This is a genomic window from Martelella mediterranea, from assembly GCF_021021415.1.
GTDB lineage: Bacteria > Pseudomonadota > Alphaproteobacteria > Rhizobiales > Rhizobiaceae > Martelella > Martelella mediterranea_C.
Genome location: NZ_JAINWJ010000006.1, coordinates 1 through 5,455, shown reverse-complemented (window position 1 = coordinate 5,455; position 5,455 = coordinate 1). Strand labels below are relative to the sequence as shown.

General features: G+C 63.0%; 4 protein-coding genes. All 4 read left to right on the top strand.

The window, feature by feature from the left end; genetic code table 11:
- Nucleotides 1-353: 353 nt before the first annotated feature.
- The 4 genes from aspS (at nt 354) to K7H91_RS04525 (ending at nt 5,422) form a co-directional block, all read left to right on the top strand.
- The gene (aspS, locus tag K7H91_RS04540) at nt 354-2,141 is read left to right on the top strand and encodes an aspartate--tRNA ligase (RefSeq protein ID WP_230719025.1); all 1,788 of its coding nucleotides are present in this window, start codon (nt 354-356) and stop codon (nt 2,139-2,141) included.
- Nucleotides 2,142-2,446: 305 nt separating this feature from the next.
- On the top strand, nt 2,447-3,394 hold the full coding sequence (locus tag K7H91_RS04535; protein ID WP_230719024.1) for a sugar ABC transporter substrate-binding protein: 948 nt from the start codon (nt 2,447-2,449) through the stop codon (nt 3,392-3,394).
- A 146-nt stretch (nt 3,395-3,540) separates the two neighbouring features.
- A complete protein-coding gene (locus tag K7H91_RS04530) occupies nt 3,541-4,641 on the top strand; it encodes an ABC transporter permease (protein WP_155122240.1) in 1,101 nt (366 codons plus the stop codon).
- A 1-nt stretch (nt 4,642) separates the two neighbouring features.
- Nucleotides 4,643-5,422, top strand: a complete 780-nt coding sequence (locus K7H91_RS04525) for an ATP-binding cassette domain-containing protein (RefSeq protein ID WP_018067620.1) — start codon at nt 4,643-4,645, stop codon at nt 5,420-5,422.
- Nucleotides 5,423-5,455 lie beyond the last annotated feature (33 nt).

The following is a 5,455-nucleotide window of genomic DNA, read 5'->3' as shown; positions in this document are numbered from 1 at the left end:
CCACAACAATCATAACACCTCTTCAAACAAACAATCCTCGGCCCTGTGCCGAGGATCTAACCCCGTTTGACGCGAGCGGAGTTGGTGTTTTGGAAAGCAGACACGGTCAGTCGAAAACTGCCGACACGCCTGTCGTGAGGCGATGTGCTTAGATCCTCGGCACAGGGCCGAGGATGACGCAGAAAGGGAGGAGGGGCCGCGCGGTCTTACGGTACGGCGGTCATTCACACGAGGCCGATTTCCGTCCCCGCGCGGGGCTTTGCCTTGACAAAATGCGCCCGTCATGCGCTTTTCCGCGCGAATTCATGACAAGGGCCGCTCCGCGCGCCCGAAAACCCGTTACGGATAAGATTATGCACCGCTACCGCAGCCATACCTGTGCCGCTCTCAACAAGTCCGACGTTGGCCAGACCGCCCGCCTTTCCGGCTGGGTGCACCGCGTGCGCGACCATGGCGGCGTGCTCTTCATCGACCTGCGCGACCATTACGGCATGACCCAGGTGGTCGCCGATCCGGATTCGCCCGCCTTCGCCACCGCTGAGAAGGTGCGCGGCGAATGGGTGATTCGCGTTGACGGCAAGGTCCGCGCCCGCACCGAGGATACGGTCAACAAGAACATGGCGACCGGCGAGATCGAACTCTATGCCGAGGAAATCGAAGTCCTGTCGGCGGCGAAGGAACTGCCGGTTCCGGTGTTCGGCGAACCCGAATATCCCGAAGACGCCCGCCTGAAATACCGCTTCCTGGATCTGCGCCGCGAAACGCTGCACGCCAACATCGTCAAGCGGACGAAGATCGTGGCTTCGATGCGTTCGGCCATGGCCGATGCCGGCTTCGGCGAATATTCGACGCCGATCCTGACGGCGTCATCGCCCGAAGGCGCGCGCGACTTCTTGGTACCGAGCCGCATCCATCAGGGCAAGTTCTACGCCTTGCCGCAGGCCCCGCAGCAGTACAAGCAGCTTCTGATGGTCGCCGGTTTCGACCGCTATTTCCAGATCGCGCCGTGCTTCCGCGACGAGGACCCGCGCGCCGACCGTCTGCCGGGCGAATTCTACCAGCTCGACGTCGAGATGAGCTTCGTCACCCAGGAAGACGTCTGGGAAACCATGGAACCGGTGATGACCGGCATCTTCGAAAAATTCGCCGACGGCAAGCCGGTCACCAAGAAGTGGCCGCGCATTCCCTATGACGAGGCGATCCGCAAATACGGCTCCGACAAGCCGGACCTCAGGAACCCGATCGTGATGGAAGCGGTCACCGAACACTTCGCCGGCTCCGGCTTCAAGGTGTTCGCCGGCATGATCGAGAAGAACCCCAAGGTCGAGGTCTGGGCGATCCCGGCCAAGACCGGCGGCAGCCGCGCCTTCTGCGACCGGATGAACTCCTGGGCGCAGGGCCAGGGCCAGCCGGGGCTGGGCTACATCTTCTGGCGCAAGGAAGGCGAAGACCTGACGGGCGCCGGCCCGCTTGCCAAGAATATCGGCCCGGAGCGCACCGAGGCGATCCGCGCGCAGCTTGGCCTCGACGAGGGCGATGCCTGCTTCTTCGTCGCGGGCGAACCGTCGAAGTTCTACAAGTTCGCCGGCGAAGCCCGCACGCGCGTTGGCGACGAGCTGGGCCTGACCGACAAGGACCGGTTCGAGCTTTGCTGGATCGTCGACTTCCCGTTCTACGAATGGCTGGAAGACGAGAAGAAGGTCGATTTCTCGCATAACCCGTTCTCGATGCCGCAGGGCGGTCTCGAGGCGCTGGAAAATCAGGACCCGCTGACGATCAAGGCCTATCAGTATGATGCCGTCTGCAACGGCTACGAGATCGCCTCCGGGTCGATCCGTAACCAGTTGCCGGAAGTCATGGTCAAGGCGTTCGAGATCACCGGCAAGAGCGCCGCGGACGTCGAGGAGCAGTTCGGCGGCCTCTACCGCGCCTTCCAGTATGGCGCGCCCCCGCATGGCGGCTGCGCTTTCGGCATCGACCGTATCGTGATGCTGCTTGCCGGCGCCAAGACCGTGCGCGAGGTTGCGCTGTTCCCGATGAACCAGCAGGCCCAGGACCTTCTGATGGGCGGCCCATCCGAGGCCGACCCGGCCCAGCTCCGCGAACTCGGCCTCCGGCTGATACCGCAGAAGAAGGACTGAGGCCTTCAGACAACGCAGTTTTTGGGAAGCCCCGGCGAGCGATCGCCGGGGTTTTTCGTTTGGGGCGAAAGGCCTTCGGCCCGTAAATGGCGGAGCGAAGGGGGGCTGACTTCCGCGTCGGCCAGATAGCTTGTTATACTTTATGCTAATGCTCACCCGTGCAAAGCAGAAAATAGCAAATAAATATTGAAGTGAAAAAGAATGGAATATAAATTCTTTTTCATGCGGCACGGGGAACGGGCCGCGTTTGGGAGAAGACCGGCCGGCCGTGAGGAGATGGCCCCGGTTTTGAACGGGAGGAATCCATGAAGAAGCAATTACTGGCCCTTGCGGCCACGGCACTCGCGTTTGGCGCCATGCTGCCCGCGGCAGCCCAGGCCGAAGGCGAGCGTTTCGTGCTGATCTCGCACGCGCCCGACAGCGACAGCTGGTGGAACACCATCAAGAACGCCATCAATGTGGCGGGCGACCAGATGGATGTCGAAGTGGAATATCGCAATCCCGCCACCGGCGACCTTGCCGACATGGCGCGCATCGTCCAGCAGGCTTCGGCCTCGAACCCGGACGGCATCATCGTCACCATCGCCGATTATGACGTGCTCTCCGGCCCGGTGGCCGATGCCGTTGCCAAGGGCATTCCGGTGATCACCATCAATTCGGGCACCGAGGAGCAGTCGAAACAGCTCGGCGCGATGATGCATATCGGCCAGCCGGAATATACCGCCGGCAAGCTTGCCGGCGAGCGCGCGAAGAAGGAATCCGGCGCGGAAAGCTTCGTCTGCGTCAACCACTACATCACCAACCCGGCCTCGGTGGAACGCTGCCAGGGCTTTGCCGATGGGCTCGGCGTCGAACTCGGCGACCAGATGATCGACAGCGGCATGGACCCGTCGGAAGTCAAGTCGAAGGTGATGGCCTACCTCAACGCGCATCCGGACACTGGCGCCATCCTGACGCTCGGCCCGAACTCGGCAGAGCCGACGCTTGCCGCGCTCGATGAAATGGGCCAGTCCGGTGAGGTCTATTTCGGCACGTTCGATCTTTCGACCGCGATCGCAGATGCCATCAAGGCCGGCACCATCAACTTCGCGATCGACCAGCAGCCCTATCTGCAGGGTTATCTGCCGGTGGTTCTTCTGACGAACTACGCGCGTTACGGCGTCATGCCGTCCAACTCGATCAATTCGGGTCCCGGTTTCACCACCAAGGACAATATCGAACTGGTTGAGAAATACGCCGGTCAGTACCGCTAAATGACAGGCGCCGCGGGCCCTTTGTGGGCGTGCGGCGTTTTCCTGCCAACACGCAAAGAGGGCCGCGCGCCGTCGCGCCGCCGCCTGTTTGCCTGCCAGAAGGAATGGTCTTGCCCATGTCCGAAACACCCAAGCCGATCGAGGAAATGGTCGCCGAGGAGCGCATGCGCGCGGTGCCGCGCTGGCGCAAGGCGCTGGTGCGTCCGGAACTCGGCAGCATCTGCGGCACCATTCTGGTGTTCGTGCTGTTCATGTTCATTGCCGGCGACAGCGGCATGTTCTCCGCAGAAGGCTTCATCAACTGGGGCACGGTTTCCGCGCAGTTCGCGATCCTCGCCGTCGGCGCCTGCCTGTTGATGATCGCCGGCGAGTTCGATCTTTCGATCGGCTCGATGATCGGCTTTTCCGGCATCATCATCGCGCTGTTGACGGTGCAGCTCGGTGTGCCCGCCTGGCTCGCGATCCTCGCCGCCTTTGCGCTGGCGCTCGCCATCGGTGCCCTCAACGGCTATCTGGTGATCCGCACCGGGCTCCCCTCGTTCATCGTCACGCTCGCCTTTCTGTTCATTTTGAGGGGCCTCACGATCTATATCGCCATCACCACCACCTCGAAGACCATCATCGGCGGCGTGCGCGAGGCGGCCGAGGGCGACTGGCTGGCCGCTCTGTTTGGCGGCACGGTGCTGAAGGGGCTGTTTTCCTGGCTCGCCGAGCACGACATGATCGGCACCTTCGTGGCCGGCCCCCGCGCCGGCCAGCCGGTGGTCGAGGGCATTCCGATGCTGATGGTCTGGGCGCTGGCGCTGATCATCGTCGGACACTTCATTCTGGTGCGCACGAAATTCGGCAACTGGATCTTTGCCGCCGGCGGCGATGCCCAGGCGGCGCGCTATGTCGGCGTGCCGGTCAACCGGGTGAAGATCCTGATGTTCATGCTCACTGCCTTCTGCGCCACCGTGTTCGCCACCTGCCAGGTGATGGAATTCGGCTCGGCGGCGGCCGATCGCGGGCTTTTGAAGGAGTTCGAGGCGATCATCTCGGTCGTCATCGGCGGCGCGCTTCTGACCGGCGGCTATGGCTCCGTCATTGGTGCTGCGCTCGGCGCGCTGATCTTCGGCGTCGTCCAGCAGGGTCTGTTCTTCGCCGGCGTCGAAAGCTCGCTGTTTCGGGTGTTCCTTGGCGTCATCCTGCTTCTGGCGGTGATCCTCAACACCTATATCCGCCGCTCCATCACGGGAGAACGCTGAGATGAGCGAGCCCCTGATCGAACTCGTCGATATCGAAAAGCATTTCGGTGCCGTCATTGCGCTTGCCGGCGTGTCGCTTTCGGTTTTCGCCGGAGAATGCCATTGCCTTCTGGGCGATAACGGCGCCGGCAAATCGACCTTCATCAAGACCATGTCGGGCGTTCACAAGCCAAGCGCCGGGCGCATTCTGGTCGATGGCAAGGAGCGCACCTTCTCGGACCCGCGCGATGCGATGGCGGCGGGCATCGCCACGGTCTACCAGGACCTGGCGATGATCCCGCTGATGTCGGTGACCCGCAATTTCTGGATGGGCCGCGAGCCGGAAAAACGTTTCGGCCCGATCAAGGTCTTCGATCACAAGAAGGCCGGCGCGATCACCGTCGACGAAATGGCGAAGATGGGCATCCACCTGCGTTCGGCCGATCAGGCCGTCGGCACGCTGTCGGGCGGCGAGCGGCAGACGGTGGCGATTGCCCGCGCGGTCTATTTCGGCGCGCGGGTGCTGATCCTCGACGAGCCGACCTCGGCGCTCGGCGTGCGCCAGACCGCCAATGTTCTCTCCACTATCGACCGGGTGCGCAAGGCGGGCGTGGGCGTGATCTTCATCACCCACAATGTCCGCCACGCGCTCGCCGTCGGCGACCGCTTCACCGTCATCAATCACGGCCACACGCTCGGCACGGCGAAACGCGGCGAGATCGGCGCGGAGGAGCTGCAGGACATGATGGCCGGCGGCCGCGAGATGGTCGAGCTGGAATCCTCGCTCGGCGGCACTGTGTGACGTAACGGCGACGCATCAATCGTGCCCGGTTCG